Here is a 14438-nt window from a genome sequence, read left to right on the forward strand (position 1 = left end):
CATTGCATTCTACTGAATGCTCTGGAAGCCCCGAAAACCCGCCCTTTGGCGGGTTTTTTCGTTCCAGGACCCTCTGTCGGAATCCAACAAAATCCCCCTTCCCCGAGGGTATGTTAGGGGTATTGCGATTTCCCGGTCAGGAGCGCGTACCCCTATGCCACGTCTAGCGATCCCCCTCAGCGACCTGCAATGCCGCACGGCCAAAACCCGCGAACGCGCCTACAAACTGTTCGACGGCGGCGGCATGTACCTTTTCGTCAAACCCAATGGCGTGAAGACCTGGCGCTTGAAGTACACCAAGCCCAGCGGCAAGGAAGGGACGCTCATCATCGGCAATTACCCCATCGTTACCCTTTCCGTCGCACGACGTAAGCGAGACGAAGCCAAGGCGTTGCTGCTCGACAACCTCGACCCAATGGAAGAAAAGAAGAAGGCCAAGATCGTAGCCCAGCGGGCGGCACTGCTTTTCGAAACCGTTGCTCTGGAGTGGCACGCCGACATGTCCCGTCGCTGGACCGAAGGACACGCAAAAACCGTGATGAGCCGACTGCGTACCCACGTCTTCCCGCTGATCGGCCAACGACCCATCGCTGAACTCGATACCCATGACCTGCTAGAGATCACCCAGCGCATCAAGGAACGCGGCACCATGGATGTGGCGTTAAGGTACAGAACTACTTATCCACCATCATGCGCGGGGCCAAAAGGGCTCGGCAGATCACCATGAATCCTGCACTGGATCTGGCAGGCTCGCTTCACGCGCCGCGCACAGTCCATCGCCCCGCCCTCTCTCTCAACCGCCTACCCGAACTGCTGCACCGTATCGACAACTACAACGGCCGCGAACTGACGCGCCTCGCCGTCCTGTTGACGTTGCATGTATTCGTCCGCTCCAGCGAACTTCGCTTCGCACGATGGAGTGAGTTCGACCTCCAACGCGCCATGTGGGAAATCCCCGATACACGCGCACCGATTGAAGGGGTACGCAACTCCACACGCGGGACCAAGATGAACGGCGACATTCAAATGGTTCCGCTGTCGCCGCAGGTCGTCGAAATACTGGAGCGCCTGCGCAGCCTCAGTCGCTTTTCAGAGTTGGTGCTACCGGGCGACCACAAGTACTGGAAGCCCATGTCCGAAAACACGGTGAACACCATGCTCCGCAACGTCGGCTATGACACCAGCAAGGACGTGTGCGGCCATGGCTTCAGGACCATGGCCTGTAGCGCCCTGCTTGAGTCCGGGTTATGGACCGACGCTGCCATCGAAAGACAAATGAGCCACAAGGAACGCAACCGTGTGCGCGCCGCGTACATCCACAAAGCTGAATTTCTGGAGCAGCGCCGGCTGATCATGGCGTGGTGGAGCAACTACATTGATGCCAATCGCAGCGGCCATGTAACGCCTCACGAATTCGCTCACCCCGTCGGCGACAACATTACCGCCCTACAAAATAGCCGTGGCGCATCCAAACGTGGGTAAGCCAATGAGATCACCGCAGTCCGCCCTTCCACGCGGGTCCCTCCAGACAGGGCTGCAAAGCCGCCCTGTCTGGATGGACCTCACTTAAAAAATCTAAAGCCCATGCAACTGTCTGTGGAAAACCACCAATTTCCACCGGTGGATAATTTCATCCACAGCCGCAGAGTTCCCGAAAATTCCAGCCTTGACCCGAATTATCCACAGGCGTAGAAAAGATCGGGCAAAGCGCTGTCGTTGACAGCAACCCAGGTAGCCAGAACCTTTAAGGCTACGCCACACCGTGGTGGTTCTCCCAAAGTGCGATTAGCGTCCGGCGGCTCGCACGGTCACAGCGATGTGATGGATGCCTACTTCAGATCGTTGCCATTGCGGCAAATACATCTCCTACCCAGCTGCCCTGCAGCAACCTTTCCGCTTGGCCATTTCACTGCGCCAACCTGCGCCCGTCTCTTTCTCCCGGAAAGAGACGGGCGCTCCTACCACTGCTGCAGCCCACCTCGTACAAGGCATTGCGGCATCTCCCCTCGTGACAATCGGCGTGACAAACATCGAAGTCACCAGCAACAGCGATGCAGATGATGGTGCCGCAGCCCACGGAATGGACTGCACCTGACTGACAGTCAGGTATGCCCCGGTCATCGCCTCACTGCCTTCACCTGACTCGGATCTCGCGGCGCTGGTCTCGTCAGCCAGTGCAGCCTCCACCCGCCCACGTCTTCGGAAGTGTTCAGGAGGCCAGATCATGAGATGCCCAAGCTCCCGGTCGTAAGGAGCCGCCAGTCCCGCGTTAGTGGATAACCCTCACAGGCCGCAGGGGCCTTGATCCCTGACAACACTCAACATTCTTGGCGGGATGACGTGGGGAAGGTTTTAAGGGTTTGGCTTCGAGAGGAGTTTGATCATGGCATTGGTAGGCAAAAGGGATGGGCGGAATTTTGGCTATGGCCGGCAATTGAGTTATGCCGGGCCACAGGCATTGCGGGACATGTTTGGCGGCGGGCATTACGGCACGGTCAAGGCGCACAGTGATCGCTGGCAGGCGTTTGTGCGCTGGTGTCAATCGGAGGATGGACCCGGGCTTAACGACGCGCGGCAGATTGATCGGCAGACCTTGCTGGATTACGCCGGACATCTGCGTCAGCAAGTTGAACAAGGTGAGCTCGCCATCGCCACAGCGCAAAACCGGTTGTCCAGTGTGAATCGGACCATGGCCGCGCTTCGTGGTGATCAGTATATGAAAGTGCCGAGCCCGAGTAAGGCGCTAGGAATGCGGCGCACCAGTGTTCGTCGTTCAGTGCCGCAGTGCCAAGACCGCGAACAGGTGAAGCGGGTCGTAGAGGTGCTTTGCGAAAACCAGCAGCCGCGCGCCGCGGCCATCGCTCAGTTAGCGCGAGCCATCGGTATGCGCTTGCGCGAGGCGATTTTGGCCGACCTTCCCCGTCTAAAACGTGAAGCTGAACAATTCGGCAAGATCAACATCCAGGACGGCACCAAAGGGGGCCGCTCAGGTGCCTCCGCGCCTCGTTGGATTACGGTGGATGATCATATTCGTGAAGCTCTGAGATTTGCCGAACAGGTTTCGCCCAATGGTGGCCGCAACCTGCTGGCACCGAACGAAAGCTACCTCGATTTCTTGCAGGGGATCGTCCGCCCCGCCCGAGATATCCTCCATACGCACAAACTCAAAGGCTTTCACGAATTGCGGGCAGCCTATGCGTGCAAACGCTATGAGCAAATCACCCATCATCTCGCGCCCATCAACGGTGGCAGGTGCAGGCGCCTCAATCCACGCCTTGATCGAGAGGCACGCTTACAAATCAGCTATGAGCTCGGACACGGCCGTATCGACGTGGTATCGGCGTACATCGGTGGCCCAGCATGAGCAAGCCATTCGATATGGAGCTGTTCCTGATGGGCGTCCTGACCGGATCGCACACCACCCGCCAACGCCACCTGCGTCAGGCGAAGGCTATCCAAACAGCGATCGCTGAGCGCTGGCACCGAGACAATCCGTGGTCTTGGCGGCGAAAACATCTTTTGTGGTTTCTAACCCGTCAAGTAAACCAGCACGCTGAGTCGACGCGCTACTACTACCTGCTGACCACAGATCTGATCACTCTGCGCTTAGGAAAAACTTGGCAGTTCAACCGCTAGACCTACGTTACCTACAGGCCAAAACTGGATTTTCGCAATAAAACCTTTAGATCCCCATATTCCCTGCGCTGCTTGGTTGCCTTTGGTCCCCTCGACACGCTACCCTCGGCGCACTCCCAAAAAATTTGAAAATTTGCACTGGAGAGTTGCGGTGGTTCTTAGTTTCAAAGCTCTACCTTGTCATAACAAATGAAGCACTACATGCCATCGAAGCTTTCAGTCGTTTGCTTTAAACCAATTACAAAGAGGATCTCGCTTGGATAGACTTGAATTATTTATGCCAGCAATTGTTCTCGGGCTTTCATTTATGCTCAAACTGTTTATAGATCGCTCTACAACAATGCCACAGGCGATCGAGAGCACCCTTGAACTTCCTGTTGACATTACATTCCTAGCGATATCTTTAGTTGTGGGATTCACAATATCCCCAACTGGAAACCCTCGAGAGGGAATGGCATGGTTTGCATTTTATATGTTTGCAGCAATATTCATTGTCTTTTTTTGGCGTAGATCCATCAAATACTTTGATGTAGGCCACGTTAAATCAGTTGTCTGCTTGGCAGGTGCGAATTACCTCATGGCAATATTTGCACTCGTTAATTCAGTTAACCTTGTAATGGGAAATGCAAATGGCGGCCAGTGATATCTACAGTATTATTGCTCTGTCTCTGACAATGATGGCATTTATATACGGGATGTTTAATGCAACATTAAAGTTAAAAGACTCTAAATACAATGACGAAAAAAGACGCATTGAAATCGAAGCCATGCGTCGTAACCTTGAAGAAAAAATCTATCACAATACAGATCGCCTTACAGCAGATCCAGAGCGCTGGTCACAAGTAAATCACTTAGTGATGGATTTCCTTTCAAAGTCTGAATCAGATAAATCAGCAGCTACACAAGACTTGAGCGGAAGGAAGTTTTTAGCAGCTTCAGGAATTAGCCTGGAAACTTTAAAAATTGACAAAAAGAAAGTTTTCGTTCTAACGCCATTCCACCCACGATTTGAGGAAACATATCGACTGATAAGCGGCGCTTGTCAGAATGTCGGATTATCTTGCACTCGCGGTGACGAACAGTTTATTCAAGGCGGCATTCTTTCTCATATACTAAGAGAAATGACCACTGCCGGAATTATTATCGCAAATATCGACGGCAGAAACCCTAACGTATTTTACGAGCTTGGAATAGCACATGCTCTCGGCAAAGGTGTGATAATTCTAGCCTCAGGTTTGGATGATATCCCGTTTGATCTTAGATCGCAAAAATTAGTGCTATGGAAGACACCGGAAGAGTTGGAAAGAGGATTGCACCAAGCACTTACCCGAATGCTCATTGAGAGCTAACGTCGTTGTTGACTCTATCGACCTTAGCTAACGCTTTAGCGGGTGATAGCTTTTGTCGATGGTGGTCATTCACAACCATCCGCTCTCTACCAAGAGCAATCATCTAGAGCATTTCCGACCACACCTAAATTCAAATGCTATCTCTCCTATATTGAAAAGTGGCAGCACGCTAATGAGCAATACTAAAGTACGCTACAGCAAGTCACTCGAAGACGAACTAGATTGGAAAATGGTAGATCAATTGCACTCAGCTGTCTCCCAGATAAGCGGATTCTGCTTCGAATCTAAAAAACTTTGCGTGTCCATAGAGTTTATAGTAGTAGGCATCATCGCATCTTTCACGAAAGATAGCTCTGGTAACTCAGCCTTAGACCACTCAATATTCGTCGCCGCCTTGCTTATACCACTCTGCTTTTGGTTTTTGGATTCGGTGGCGTATTACTACCAATCAAAGCTGCGAGTGAAGATGGAGGAGATACGTGGTGATATCGCCAAAAGAAGTAATAATAAATCAATAATGTCTATCGGCCATCCGTTTATTGAAAAGAATAGAACTGGACTATCTCAATTCATCCAGGTTAGAAAGGCATGTTTAAATCATTCAATGTGGCTATATTTCTTAATGATAGTTATTGATTTTTCGATCTGGATACTTTTTTACACCAAAATAATTTCATGAAAATCTTCGTTAGCTATACTCAGCGCGATGGATTGGTAACTAAAAAACTGTTATTGCGATTGAAGTCTCATCTTGAAAGTACATCGGAGCCATTCATACACGCCTTGGAACAGGACAAACTAAAACATCAACAACTTGGCGTAGTTATAGCAATAATTCGTTGCCACTTGATTCTTGTTATCGACTCACCTTGCATATGCGAGTCACCTTGGGTCCGGTTCGAGCTGGCGCTAGGAAGACTTCTTCGAAGACCGATAATTCGAGTTCCTATAGATTCACTAAGCCATTGGCAGGATTATTAATCGGCCCCCTCTGAGGTGCTGTTCTCACAGTATCTTTTTTGACCTCGGTAACACTTTAATTTCTTTCGGTACTCGGAGAAGCGAAAGAACGTTCAAGAGATTGATCTCAGTCCAAAAAAAATGGATCGAATGGACTATCGAGTATCCTCGGGTATCGTCAATCAGTGGAAAATGGGACTGATTTATTTTCAGAAATAAGTTTTCCCCGTTTTTCACTCTAAGTACGAAGCTTGCTGTGCAGGTTAATGTTTATAGTTTTTGTAATGCTTTTTGTTAATTCTTCGGCATCGAAATTCTTGATAAACTCTGCAATCGCTGCATTCCAATTTATCAGTTCATGTGCGAGTTGGTTTTGGGTGTTAGAATAAAGCGCAATCGCAAATGCTCGGTAAAGCGGATCGATGAAAGCATATTTTCCAGAGTTTTCGCTGGAGCGAATTAATGGTGTGATGGCAGTTTTACACATTTGCTTTAGATATTTTGTGAGATTTCCTTGCGGGTAGTCTTTTCATTTCTTGTAATCATTTTGAAGATGTCGGCGCGAGTTCCGCCCTCTTGTGGCAGTTCGGAAAGTGCCTTGACTATTAACTCGGCATTATTGTATTTCTTTACTTTTGATTGTTTTAGGTTTTTCTCAAATGCCATTTTCAAAGTATCGGACGCCTCGTCCAAGTACATTTTTATGGCTGGTTGGAGAGCAGCTTTTTTCATGATGACATTGTCAGTGCTTGGACGATTTAGATCCAAGTGCAAGCAAATATTTAGACAGAGGGCATGGCATATTGAGGGCAGTCCGGCCGCATAGTGGCTAATGGTTGACGTTAATGAAGAGTCAAATCGTAGGGTCATCAACTTAGTTCCTTTGATAATAATATCCTGAAGCTCATGGACATCCATTAGTGGAACATGGATTTCAGCCACTCTTGTGCGCATTTCATTGTCATATTGGACAACCTGCCTTGCGGAGTCCACCGCTCCAATCGCAATTATTTTCAGGTCGGAGTACTCGCCGGCCATATCAACAAACACCTTCATTGCCTGAGAAAGTTTTGTCCGGTCGCTCTCATTGATTTTGTGAAAGTCCTCTAGTATCCAGCAACTTTTAGATTGCCCCATAAAGCGAGCTAAATTTTGCAGTGTTAATTGAGGAGGGAGAATTCGTACTGACTTTTCTGCGAATTCGATAGTAGACACTGCGGAGATTTGACTTTGTATGCCTAAGTATGTCGCACTAAGTTGGGCGGTTTTGGTTGATGTCTTTTTGCCAGTTTATTCACTAGTGTAAAATGGGGCCAACTGATCGAACGCGTCTAACACAAGTTGATCAAAGCTCATCCCCTGCATACAACGAGTTGTTATCTGATTTTCATATATTTGCAGGGGTGAAAATTTGGAAAACTGTATGTTTCTCATCCATGCTATGTGTTCCAAAACCTTGCCAAATATTTTGGTAAAATCTACTACAATATAAACCTGCGGTCGATGAGGTTTTTTCGCATCTAGAGAAAATTTCCGTTTGGATGGTAATTGAGGCTGCATGTGAGCACTCGTTGGGTATTGCAAAAGTGAAGAGACGCGGTACTGCGTATAAATTCCGCATTACTAGCCGAGGTTGTCGACCTCAACCGGCAACCTCGATCCAAGGCAATCCAATCTTTGACAGTAAAATAGACCTCACTCCCTTACCTCAAAATTATCCAACGACCAGATCGTTGATCTGACATATGCGAAGGTAACCGGTTGTTGAAGCTGGCAGATTTCACGGCAGATGGTCGGTCTCAAGCACCAACTTACCGCCGGATCCCAAGCCAAAATTGATCGAGTAAACGAAGGTGCAGACTATCAGTTTTTCGGTAACACGACCGACAGCGGCGAGTAGCATCCCGGTGAAGTTATGTACAATATGATCTGTACCGCGTTCATATCCTGACGACATTAATGTCTGGGAGAACACTGAAGGGATCATGGCGATCGTTCGAATTAGTGCGACCAGCGTGTAATCCAAGTCGGAGAGTGGCCATTGAGCGGGATTGAGCTTCGCTACAAAGTTTCCGCTCGTGGTCGTCTGCTGTCTGTCACCATGGCAGCTTTGGGCGGATTCCTGCCTAGGATGATCGAAAACGTTCGAACTCAGGAGGTTTAACATTCGTATGCGGCTCTAAATTACTTACAGATCGAAAATGTGCTGACATTTAAAAAATCCCGAGTTCGATTCCACCGAGCGCCATAACTAGCTGATTTATTTATAGTTACTAGTTGGGGTACGCCGAATTTTCCAGCGAACTCCAGACGCCCGAAAAACCTAGCCCCGCAGAAACATACCGTTCGTCTGGTGCCGCACCATACAAAACGAAGCCCCCGCAGAAATGCGGGGGCTTTGTTGTTTCTGGGTGTCCATTCCTGAAAAATCTGTGGGAGCAAGCTTGCACGCGATGAGGCCAACAACTCACCGACAACTCAACCACCTAATCGCTCAGCCGCTTTCCGATAAACCTGATCTCGTTCACGTTTGTCGACGGCCACGACAAACACCACGACCTCATGATCAATCACCTGATAAACCAGCCGATAACCGCTGCTCCGCAGCTTAATCTTGTAGCAATCAGGAAAGGCATGCAGTCGGTTTGCTTCGATGCGCGGATTGGCCAGGATCGTCGTGAGCTTCTTTTTGAACTGCTCACGGACGGTATTCCCTAGCTTTTGCCATTCCTTTAGCGCCCGTGCATCGAATTCGAGGTTATAGGTCATCTAGCGAAACCTTAACCCGCTGCGGGGCTGCGAGTCGCTCGCGCACCGTTGCGATCAGGGCTTCATCGTCCTCGGTCATCAGGACGGGCTTGAACGGCAACTGGCCGCGCTCCGCTACGTACTGCAGAGCTTGGCGCATCAGCTCAGAAGGGGTGACGCCGAGCTTTTCCAGCTCGCGGTATGCACGCGCCTTGAGGTCGTCGTCGATACGAACGTTGATGGAAGCCATGAGATAGCCCTCGCTGTAATGACGTTAGTCTTTACAGTGAAGGAAAAGCTTGAGGCCGGCAAGCCCCAGAACTCATTCATCTCCAATCCAGGGTTACAAATACTTTTATCGGGACGTTGGCGACCTTTTCCAGCAACCTAAAATGGCTGCCGAATACCCGCCAAGCCTAGGTTGACCTGGTCAGCATGCTCAAATCGTGCGGTTTTTTTTATGCGCTAAAGCTATGGGATGTTTTCGGCAGATCCGCACATACAAAACGAGGATCTGCTGCAGTCTCGCTTTATCACGTTGCCAGCCACCCGCCGCCAGTTGGCGCTTGGAGGTGCGCAATGACACATCCCAAAGACCTCAAAAACCCCAGGCCTAACCCCCTTCTCCTACCACTCCGACCCCCCGCTATTCCGCGTCAACAGCGGCATCCCCATTGACGAAGCCCTATCCCACGCTTCCGACCTGCTCCACGTCGCCAAAGTCCTCGCCGAGGAAGCGGCGATGATTCGCGGCACGGATCGGTATGCCTGGGCTTCGTATTATTTGCAGGATATGAGCAAGGCCGTCATTGATGATGTGGTGAAGGTGCTGGAGGCGCCGGGGAGTCATCCGGTTTAAGGGTAGCGGGCCAATGCTGCTCGCTGGATGGGGCAGCATTGGCTTGAGCGGATAAAGAGGGGCTGCTTTGCAGCCCAGCGGGAGCAAGCTCCCTCGCCACGGGTTTGGGTCAGACCAACCGCGCACCGCCATCGATGTTCAGCGTGGCGCCGTTCATGAACGTGTTAGTCATCAAGAAAAGCGTAGCCGCGCCTGCTTCAACGGCCGTGCCCACGCGATGCAGCGGCAGCACCTGCTCCCATGCGCGAACGTACGCATCGCGCCCCTCACCCAAGGCTTTGCTGAAGATAGGCGTATCGATCGGGCCTGGAGACAGCGTGTTGACGCGGACGGGCGCCAGTTCCAGGGCCAGGCCGCGGGCCAGTGCTTCCATTGCGGCCGAAGCGGCAGCGATCACCGCGGTGCCATGGGCATTGGGCCGGTCGGCCAGGCAGCCGGAAATAAAGGTGATGGAGCCATCCTTGGACAAGCGATCCCCGAGCGCGCGGATCGCATGGACAGAGGCCCACATGCGCTCTTCGAACGCCTGGCGCAGGTAGTCGATTTCTGCGTCCAGCACTTTGCCCGCCACGAAGGTGCCGGCGAACAGAACCAGATGATCCACCTGCGGGATATCCGCCAAGGCGGTGTAGATGGCTTCGCTTTGGGTGACGTCGGCGGCGCGCCAGCCGACAAGGCTGTGTTCCAGAGCGGCTTGCTCGGCGCGCTCGGCGTTGGAGCCAATCACGATGACGGATGCGCCGGCGGCCTTGGCTTGAATCGCGGCGGCGAGACCGATGCCGGAGGTGCCGCCGAATATCACTACGGTGCGATCCTGCAGTTGGGCGGGCAATGGTTGGGTAAATGAATGGCTCATGGTCTATCCCCTTGAACACCTGGATGGCGTCGGTGGGGCAAAGACTAGAGATTCCCGCCAACGTTGATAATTAGAGCGCAAGTCGCTTTACTAATGCCATGAAGGAACAGATAGGGTTGGACCGCCTGACCGGTCTCATTGCCTTTGCCCGCGCCGCCTCTTTGGGCAGCTATACCGCTGCGGCGCGCGATTTGTCGGTGTCGCCGTCGGCCATCAGCAAAAGCGTGCAACGGCTCGAGCAGCATTTCGGGTTGAGTCTGTTCAGCCGCACCACCCGCTCGCTGACCCTGACTGTCGAAGGCCGGGACCTGTACGAACGGGCGCTGCGGATCCTGCGTGAAGTGGAAGACATCGAACAGGCCGCCGTAGCCTCGCGAGCAGAGCCTTCCGGCACGTTGAAAGTGACTGCGCCACCGCCTATTGGATTGAACATCTTGGCACCGGCGATCCCCAGGTTTCGCGAACGCTACCCCAAGCTCGCCATTGACCTGCGCCTGGGGGATCAGTTTGCCGATATCGTCGAGCAAGGCATCGATGTGGCCGTGCGCGTCGGCAACCTCGCCGACTCGCGGCTTATCTCCCGCACGCTGGGCCCACATCGAATTTGTGCCTTTGCCTCACCCGCCTACCTGGCCAAACGCGGCACGCCGTTGGAGCTGAGCGACCTGGCCGACCACGACTGCGTGAATTTTCGTTACCAGAGTTCGGGCCAAGCGTTGCGCTGGCCGTTCAGCGTGGGAGATCGATTGGTGGAGATCGCACCCGACACATCTATCGTCATCGACGCCAGCGATGCGGTGGCTGCGGTGCTCGCCGCTGGCGGTGGCATCGGCATCTCACCCACTTATGTTGCCGCACCCTATGTCGCCCGGGGAGAACTGACGCCATTGTTTCCACAATTTGCCGTCGACCGTTCCTCCATTACCGCTTTGTGGCCGGAGAGCCGTCGGGGAAGCCCGAACGTCAAGGCGTTCGTGGGTTTTCTGAACGAACTGTTTCCTACCCCTACGCCATGGGACGAGATCGTCGCGAAGGGCGCCCTGACCTTTTCCTGAAATGCCTGCTTCCGGCTCACTGCGGGAAAGAAGGACGGCTTCGCAGCCCAACGGGAGCAAGCTCTCTCACCACCGGCTCATCCAATCATTTCTCCCGCCGATAGCTTCAGGTATGAGCCGTCCCAAGACGCTGCTGGCGCTTGACTACACTTGCCCAGACATCTCGCTCCAGGAGCAGTTAGCGATGAAGATCCGCACCAAAGTCATAGGCTCGGGGTTGGTCAGTCTTTCCTTTGCGTTGCTGCTCGGCGGGATCGGATTGTGGGGCTATCACTCCATGACCGAGGCCCTGGTGCAGAACGAGACCAGTATTTCGGCCATGCGCAAGCACATGGAGGCGGACATGATGCACGACGCCATACGTGGCGATGTGTTGGCTGCCTTGCTAGTGGCGCCGGGAGATGCCGAAGGCGCAAAGGAAGTAAACGAGGCGTTTGATGAGCACTCACAGCGGATGCGCAAGGTCATTGCCGAAAACGCCGAGGCGCGGTTGCCTGGTACGATTTCCCAGACCATTTCCGAGCTCAAGCCTCAGGCCGAGGCCTATATTGCCTCAGCGAAGCAAGTGATTGGCAAGGCGCTGAGCGGCGCTCAGGATGGCCGGGCGTTGCGCATTGAATTCGACAAGGCATTTTCTGCCCTGGAGGAGCGCAACGAGGCGGTCAGTGAACTGATCGAGAGCCAGGCGCATTCCTCTCGCGAGTTTCAAGATCAGAGCATTAACACCTCCGAGCGCTGGTTGATCATCACCTTGCTGGCCACATGTGTGGCGTTGGCGTTGTTGTCGTGGAGCCTGCTCAAGGCTGTGCTCACGCCACTGAATAAAATCATTCTCAATACCCAGGCCATTTCCCAAGGTGACCTGCAGCGCTCAATGGGCGCTCATGGAAATGACGAACTGGGGCAATTGCAGGCGGTGATAGAGCAGATGCAGGCCAACCTGCGGCAAATGATCGCCACGATCCGCAGCCAGAGCGATGAGTTGCACGGCACATCACGGAATCTGGGCGATACGGCTCGGCAGATTGTCTCCAGTGCCGACCAGCAGGCCCAGAGCGCCACCAGCATGGCGGCGAGCATGGAGCAAATGATGGCGAACATAAGCCAGATCCATCAACACGCCGACAGTGCGCGGACCATTTCGGCGCAGTCAGAACAACTGGCGAGCAGCGGTGGGCAGGTGATCCTTGGCGTGGTGGAAGGGATGAATCGGATCGCTGAGGTGGTTGCCCAATCGTCCAGCAAAATCACCGTGCTGGATGCATCGTCCGAGGACATCCATTCCATTATCCAGGTGATCAAGAGCATCGCCGAACAGACCAATCTGCTGGCCCTCAACGCAGCCATCGAGGCCGCTCGCGCCGGCGAGGCGGGCCGCGGCTTTGCGGTGGTGGCCGACGAGGTACGCAACCTGGCGGCGCGCACGACGCAATCCACCCAGGAAATCACCGCGATGATCGAGCGCATCCAATCAAGCGCACGAGATGCGGTGGCGAACATGCAGGCCTGTGTGAGCCGAGTGGACGAAGGCGTGAACCTGGCACAGCAGGCCGGGGTTTCCATCAGTGAAATCCGCACAGGCGCCCGGCATGCCGCCGAAGTGGTGGAGGAAATTTCCCAGACCATCGCCGAGCAATCAAAAGCCAGCGATGAGATGGCCCAACGGGTGGAGTCGATCGCCGAGCAGTCTAGGGAAAACACCCGCTCGATCCACGATTTGACGAAAACGGCAGATCATTTGAACGATGCCGCAGGCTCGATGCAGGCTTCGGTGCAGCAGTTCAAGATATGATCTATCACACCTGATTTACCTCAAACACAAACGATATTTCCCGTTTCTGGGCGCTCCAGACATAACGAATATGCTTGCCCTGCACCGGAATCGACACCGCCGGCGGCCGGAACGCGGCGATGCATTCGTGACCAGGCAGGCGGACGCTGTTATACAAAAGCCCCCAGGACAAGGTTGCGCGCAACTCCCGGGCAAATACCTGGGACGGGCCATAGGCCGTGGGGTCTGGATTGTGCAGATGCGGATAATCGTGGCGGATGTCGTGCAGGGGTCTGACGACCTGGTTGACATAGGTACGCATGGTCAATTCCAGGTCCGGCTCGTTGGTCGCCCCCAAGAACCGAGCCTGGTGGTAACACGTCTCGGCAATGGCCGCTTCCTGGCTGCTGGCAGCGTAATAGACGCCAAACGTGCCATCGCTGAAACGGCTGCTTTTGCCGATATGGGTAAATGCCGCCATCACGGGTGACGAACCAGGACCCGAAACGCGATCTTCAGGACGAACCCTGGAGAGCACGCCGGCTTCTTCCATGAGCCGATCATTGGTCAAAGCTTCTAACGCATAGGCGGTGGCGAGGTCTTGCGGATCGAGCACATCTTCAAACAGGGTGATCGGCGGGAAACTGCTATTGACGATCCGATAGGCCCGTTTCCATTGCGGTTCCGCCAGAGGCGGCGCCATCAACCGCGTACTCCGTCGAGGTACCGCCGCACATCGGCAATATCCACCACCCGCCCGGCCAACATGTACGACAGCGCTGACTGACCGTTGAACGGCGCGGCAGCATTGGGGCTGCTGACCCATTGATACACACGGTCGCGGCTGTTGCTGAAAATGATGCTCAGCGCTTTATGGATACCCATCAGGTATGAGATGCGCTCAAGGGTGTCTCGCGGCAGCCTGACGTTTTCGGGTAACTGCTTGTACTTGTAAAAGGTCGTGTTTCCTACTTTTCCCAACAAGGTGCGCTGCTGCTCGACGCTGCAGCTCCACAACTCCATCAGATTGAAGAAAAACTTCAAAGCGACTCGACCCGCATCCGGGGAGTCCAATTGTTGCTGGGTACTCAAGGTAATCGAAGAGGTCGCCATGAGGTCTGGCTCCTTTGCTACAGGTTGATATCTGAAGATTAGTACATATGCGTACAAAAATTAAATTTTAATTCAAAAACGTACAACATCG

At 53.2% G+C, this 14438-nt stretch carries 14 protein-coding genes and 2 pseudogenes; 8 read left to right on the forward strand and 8 right to left on the reverse strand.

Annotated elements, in window-relative coordinates; translation table 11 throughout:
• The first annotated feature begins 154 nt into the window (after positions 1–154).
• The 5 genes and pseudogenes from DOCECA_RS20815 (at position 155) to DOCECA_RS20835 (ending at position 4985) form a co-directional block, all read left to right on the forward strand.
• Positions 155–1482: pseudogene (locus tag DOCECA_RS20815) on the forward strand (tyrosine-type recombinase/integrase).
• Between the two features lie 901 nt (positions 1483–2383).
• Positions 2384–3364, forward strand: coding sequence for an integrase domain-containing protein (locus DOCECA_RS20820; protein ID WP_445571006.1), 981 nt, complete (start codon positions 2384–2386; stop codon positions 3362–3364).
• A complete protein-coding gene (locus tag DOCECA_RS20825) occupies positions 3361–3636 on the forward strand; it encodes a hypothetical protein (protein WP_445571007.1) in 276 nt (91 codons plus the stop codon). The genes DOCECA_RS20820 and DOCECA_RS20825 overlap by 4 nt, the downstream gene beginning before the upstream one ends.
• A gap of 256 nt (positions 3637–3892) precedes the next feature.
• Positions 3893–4279 carry a hypothetical protein gene (locus DOCECA_RS20830; protein ID WP_152618632.1) on the forward strand — a complete coding sequence of 129 codons (387 nt, stop codon included), beginning with the start codon at positions 3893–3895 and terminating at the stop codon, positions 4277–4279.
• Positions 4266–4985: a hypothetical protein gene (locus tag DOCECA_RS20835; RefSeq protein ID WP_445571008.1), complete on the forward strand. Its 720-nt coding sequence runs from the start codon at positions 4266–4268 to the stop codon at positions 4983–4985. Before DOCECA_RS20830 ends, DOCECA_RS20835 begins: the two co-directional genes overlap by 14 nt.
• A 1198-nt stretch (positions 4986–6183) precedes the next feature.
• Here DOCECA_RS20835 and DOCECA_RS20840 read toward each other — a convergent pair.
• The 5 genes from DOCECA_RS20840 to DOCECA_RS20860 form a co-directional block, all read right to left on the reverse strand.
• Positions 6184–6432 (reverse strand): hypothetical protein, encoded by a 249-nt coding sequence (locus DOCECA_RS20840; RefSeq protein ID WP_445571009.1) that lies wholly within the window; start codon positions 6430–6432, stop codon positions 6184–6186.
• A gap of 5 nt (positions 6433–6437) precedes the next feature.
• Positions 6438–7160: a hypothetical protein gene (locus DOCECA_RS20845; RefSeq protein WP_445571010.1), complete on the reverse strand. Its 723-nt coding sequence runs from the start codon at positions 7158–7160 to the stop codon at positions 6438–6440.
• A 565-nt stretch (positions 7161–7725) separates the two neighbouring features.
• Positions 7726–8112, reverse strand: a complete 387-nt coding sequence (locus tag DOCECA_RS20850; protein WP_445571011.1) for a hypothetical protein — start codon at positions 8110–8112, stop codon at positions 7726–7728.
• Between the two features lie 311 nt (positions 8113–8423).
• Positions 8424–8714: a type II toxin-antitoxin system RelE family toxin gene (locus tag DOCECA_RS20855; protein WP_445571012.1), complete on the reverse strand. Its 291-nt coding sequence runs from the start codon at positions 8712–8714 to the stop codon at positions 8424–8426.
• A complete protein-coding gene (locus DOCECA_RS20860) occupies positions 8704–8943 on the reverse strand; it encodes a type II toxin-antitoxin system RelB/DinJ family antitoxin (RefSeq protein ID WP_027911784.1) in 240 nt (79 codons plus the stop codon). Before DOCECA_RS20860 ends, DOCECA_RS20855 begins: the two co-directional genes overlap by 11 nt.
• A 329-nt stretch (positions 8944–9272) precedes the next feature.
• Between DOCECA_RS20860 and DOCECA_RS20865 the strand changes: the two are divergent.
• Positions 9273–9552 (forward strand): annotated as a pseudogene (locus DOCECA_RS20865) (DUF3077 domain-containing protein).
• Between the two features lie 109 nt (positions 9553–9661).
• On the opposite strand, the gene DOCECA_RS20870 reads toward DOCECA_RS20865, so the two are convergent.
• Positions 9662–10408: an SDR family oxidoreductase gene (locus DOCECA_RS20870; protein ID WP_445571013.1), complete on the reverse strand. Its 747-nt coding sequence runs from the start codon at positions 10406–10408 to the stop codon at positions 9662–9664.
• 98 nt (positions 10409–10506) lie between these two features.
• Here DOCECA_RS20870 and DOCECA_RS20875 point away from each other — a divergent pair, with 98 nt between their 5' ends.
• Both DOCECA_RS20875 and DOCECA_RS20880 read left to right on the forward strand, forming a co-directional pair.
• Positions 10507–11463 (forward strand): LysR family transcriptional regulator, encoded by a 957-nt coding sequence (locus DOCECA_RS20875; RefSeq protein WP_445571014.1) that lies wholly within the window; start codon positions 10507–10509, stop codon positions 11461–11463.
• Between the two features lie 184 nt (positions 11464–11647).
• Complete coding sequence (locus DOCECA_RS20880) at positions 11648–13255, forward strand: methyl-accepting chemotaxis protein (protein ID WP_445571015.1); 1608 nt, start codon at positions 11648–11650, stop codon at positions 13253–13255.
• Between the two features lie 4 nt (positions 13256–13259).
• Here DOCECA_RS20880 and DOCECA_RS20885 read toward each other — a convergent pair whose 3' ends face one another.
• On the reverse strand, positions 13260–13937 hold the full coding sequence (locus DOCECA_RS20885; RefSeq protein WP_420766400.1) for an RES family NAD+ phosphorylase: 678 nt from the start codon (positions 13935–13937) through the stop codon (positions 13260–13262).
• Positions 13937–14347, reverse strand: coding sequence for an MbcA/ParS/Xre antitoxin family protein (locus tag DOCECA_RS20890; RefSeq protein ID WP_445571016.1), 411 nt, complete (start codon positions 14345–14347; stop codon positions 13937–13939). Before DOCECA_RS20890 ends, DOCECA_RS20885 begins: the two co-directional genes overlap by 1 nt.
• Positions 14348–14438 lie beyond the last annotated feature (91 nt).

The sequence above is a fragment of the Pseudomonas sp. E102 genome (assembly GCF_052660185.1).

What these genes read in the sequence shown, in the direction of transcription:
- DOCECA_RS20835 (WP_445571008.1), top strand. Translation starts at nt 4,266, where the DNA reads ATGGCGGCCAGTGATATCTACAGTATTATTGCTCTGTCTCTGACAATG.
- DOCECA_RS20820 (WP_445571006.1), top strand. Translation starts at nt 2,384, where the DNA reads ATGGCATTGGTAGGCAAAAGGGATGGGCGGAATTTTGGCTATGGCCGG.
- DOCECA_RS20860 (WP_027911784.1), bottom strand. Translation starts at nt 8,943, where the DNA reads ATGGCTTCCATCAACGTTCGTATCGACGACGACCTCAAGGCGCGTGCA.
- DOCECA_RS20850 (WP_445571011.1), bottom strand. Translation starts at nt 8,112, where the DNA reads ATGTTAAACCTCCTGAGTTCGAACGTTTTCGATCATCCTAGGCAGGAA.
- DOCECA_RS20840 (WP_445571009.1), bottom strand. Translation starts at nt 6,432, where the DNA reads ATGTGTAAAACTGCCATCACACCATTAATTCGCTCCAGCGAAAACTCT.
- DOCECA_RS20890 (WP_445571016.1), bottom strand. Translation starts at nt 14,347, where the DNA reads ATGGCGACCTCTTCGATTACCTTGAGTACCCAGCAACAATTGGACTCC.
- DOCECA_RS20875 (WP_445571014.1), top strand. Translation starts at nt 10,507, where the DNA reads ATGAAGGAACAGATAGGGTTGGACCGCCTGACCGGTCTCATTGCCTTT.
- DOCECA_RS20885 (WP_420766400.1), bottom strand. Translation starts at nt 13,937, where the DNA reads ATGGCGCCGCCTCTGGCGGAACCGCAATGGAAACGGGCCTATCGGATC.
- DOCECA_RS20870 (WP_445571013.1), bottom strand. Translation starts at nt 10,408, where the DNA reads ATGAGCCATTCATTTACCCAACCATTGCCCGCCCAACTGCAGGATCGC.
- DOCECA_RS20855 (WP_445571012.1), bottom strand. Translation starts at nt 8,714, where the DNA reads ATGACCTATAACCTCGAATTCGATGCACGGGCGCTAAAGGAATGGCAA.
- DOCECA_RS20880 (WP_445571015.1), top strand. Translation starts at nt 11,648, where the DNA reads ATGAAGATCCGCACCAAAGTCATAGGCTCGGGGTTGGTCAGTCTTTCC.
- DOCECA_RS20825 (WP_445571007.1), top strand. Translation starts at nt 3,361, where the DNA reads ATGAGCAAGCCATTCGATATGGAGCTGTTCCTGATGGGCGTCCTGACC.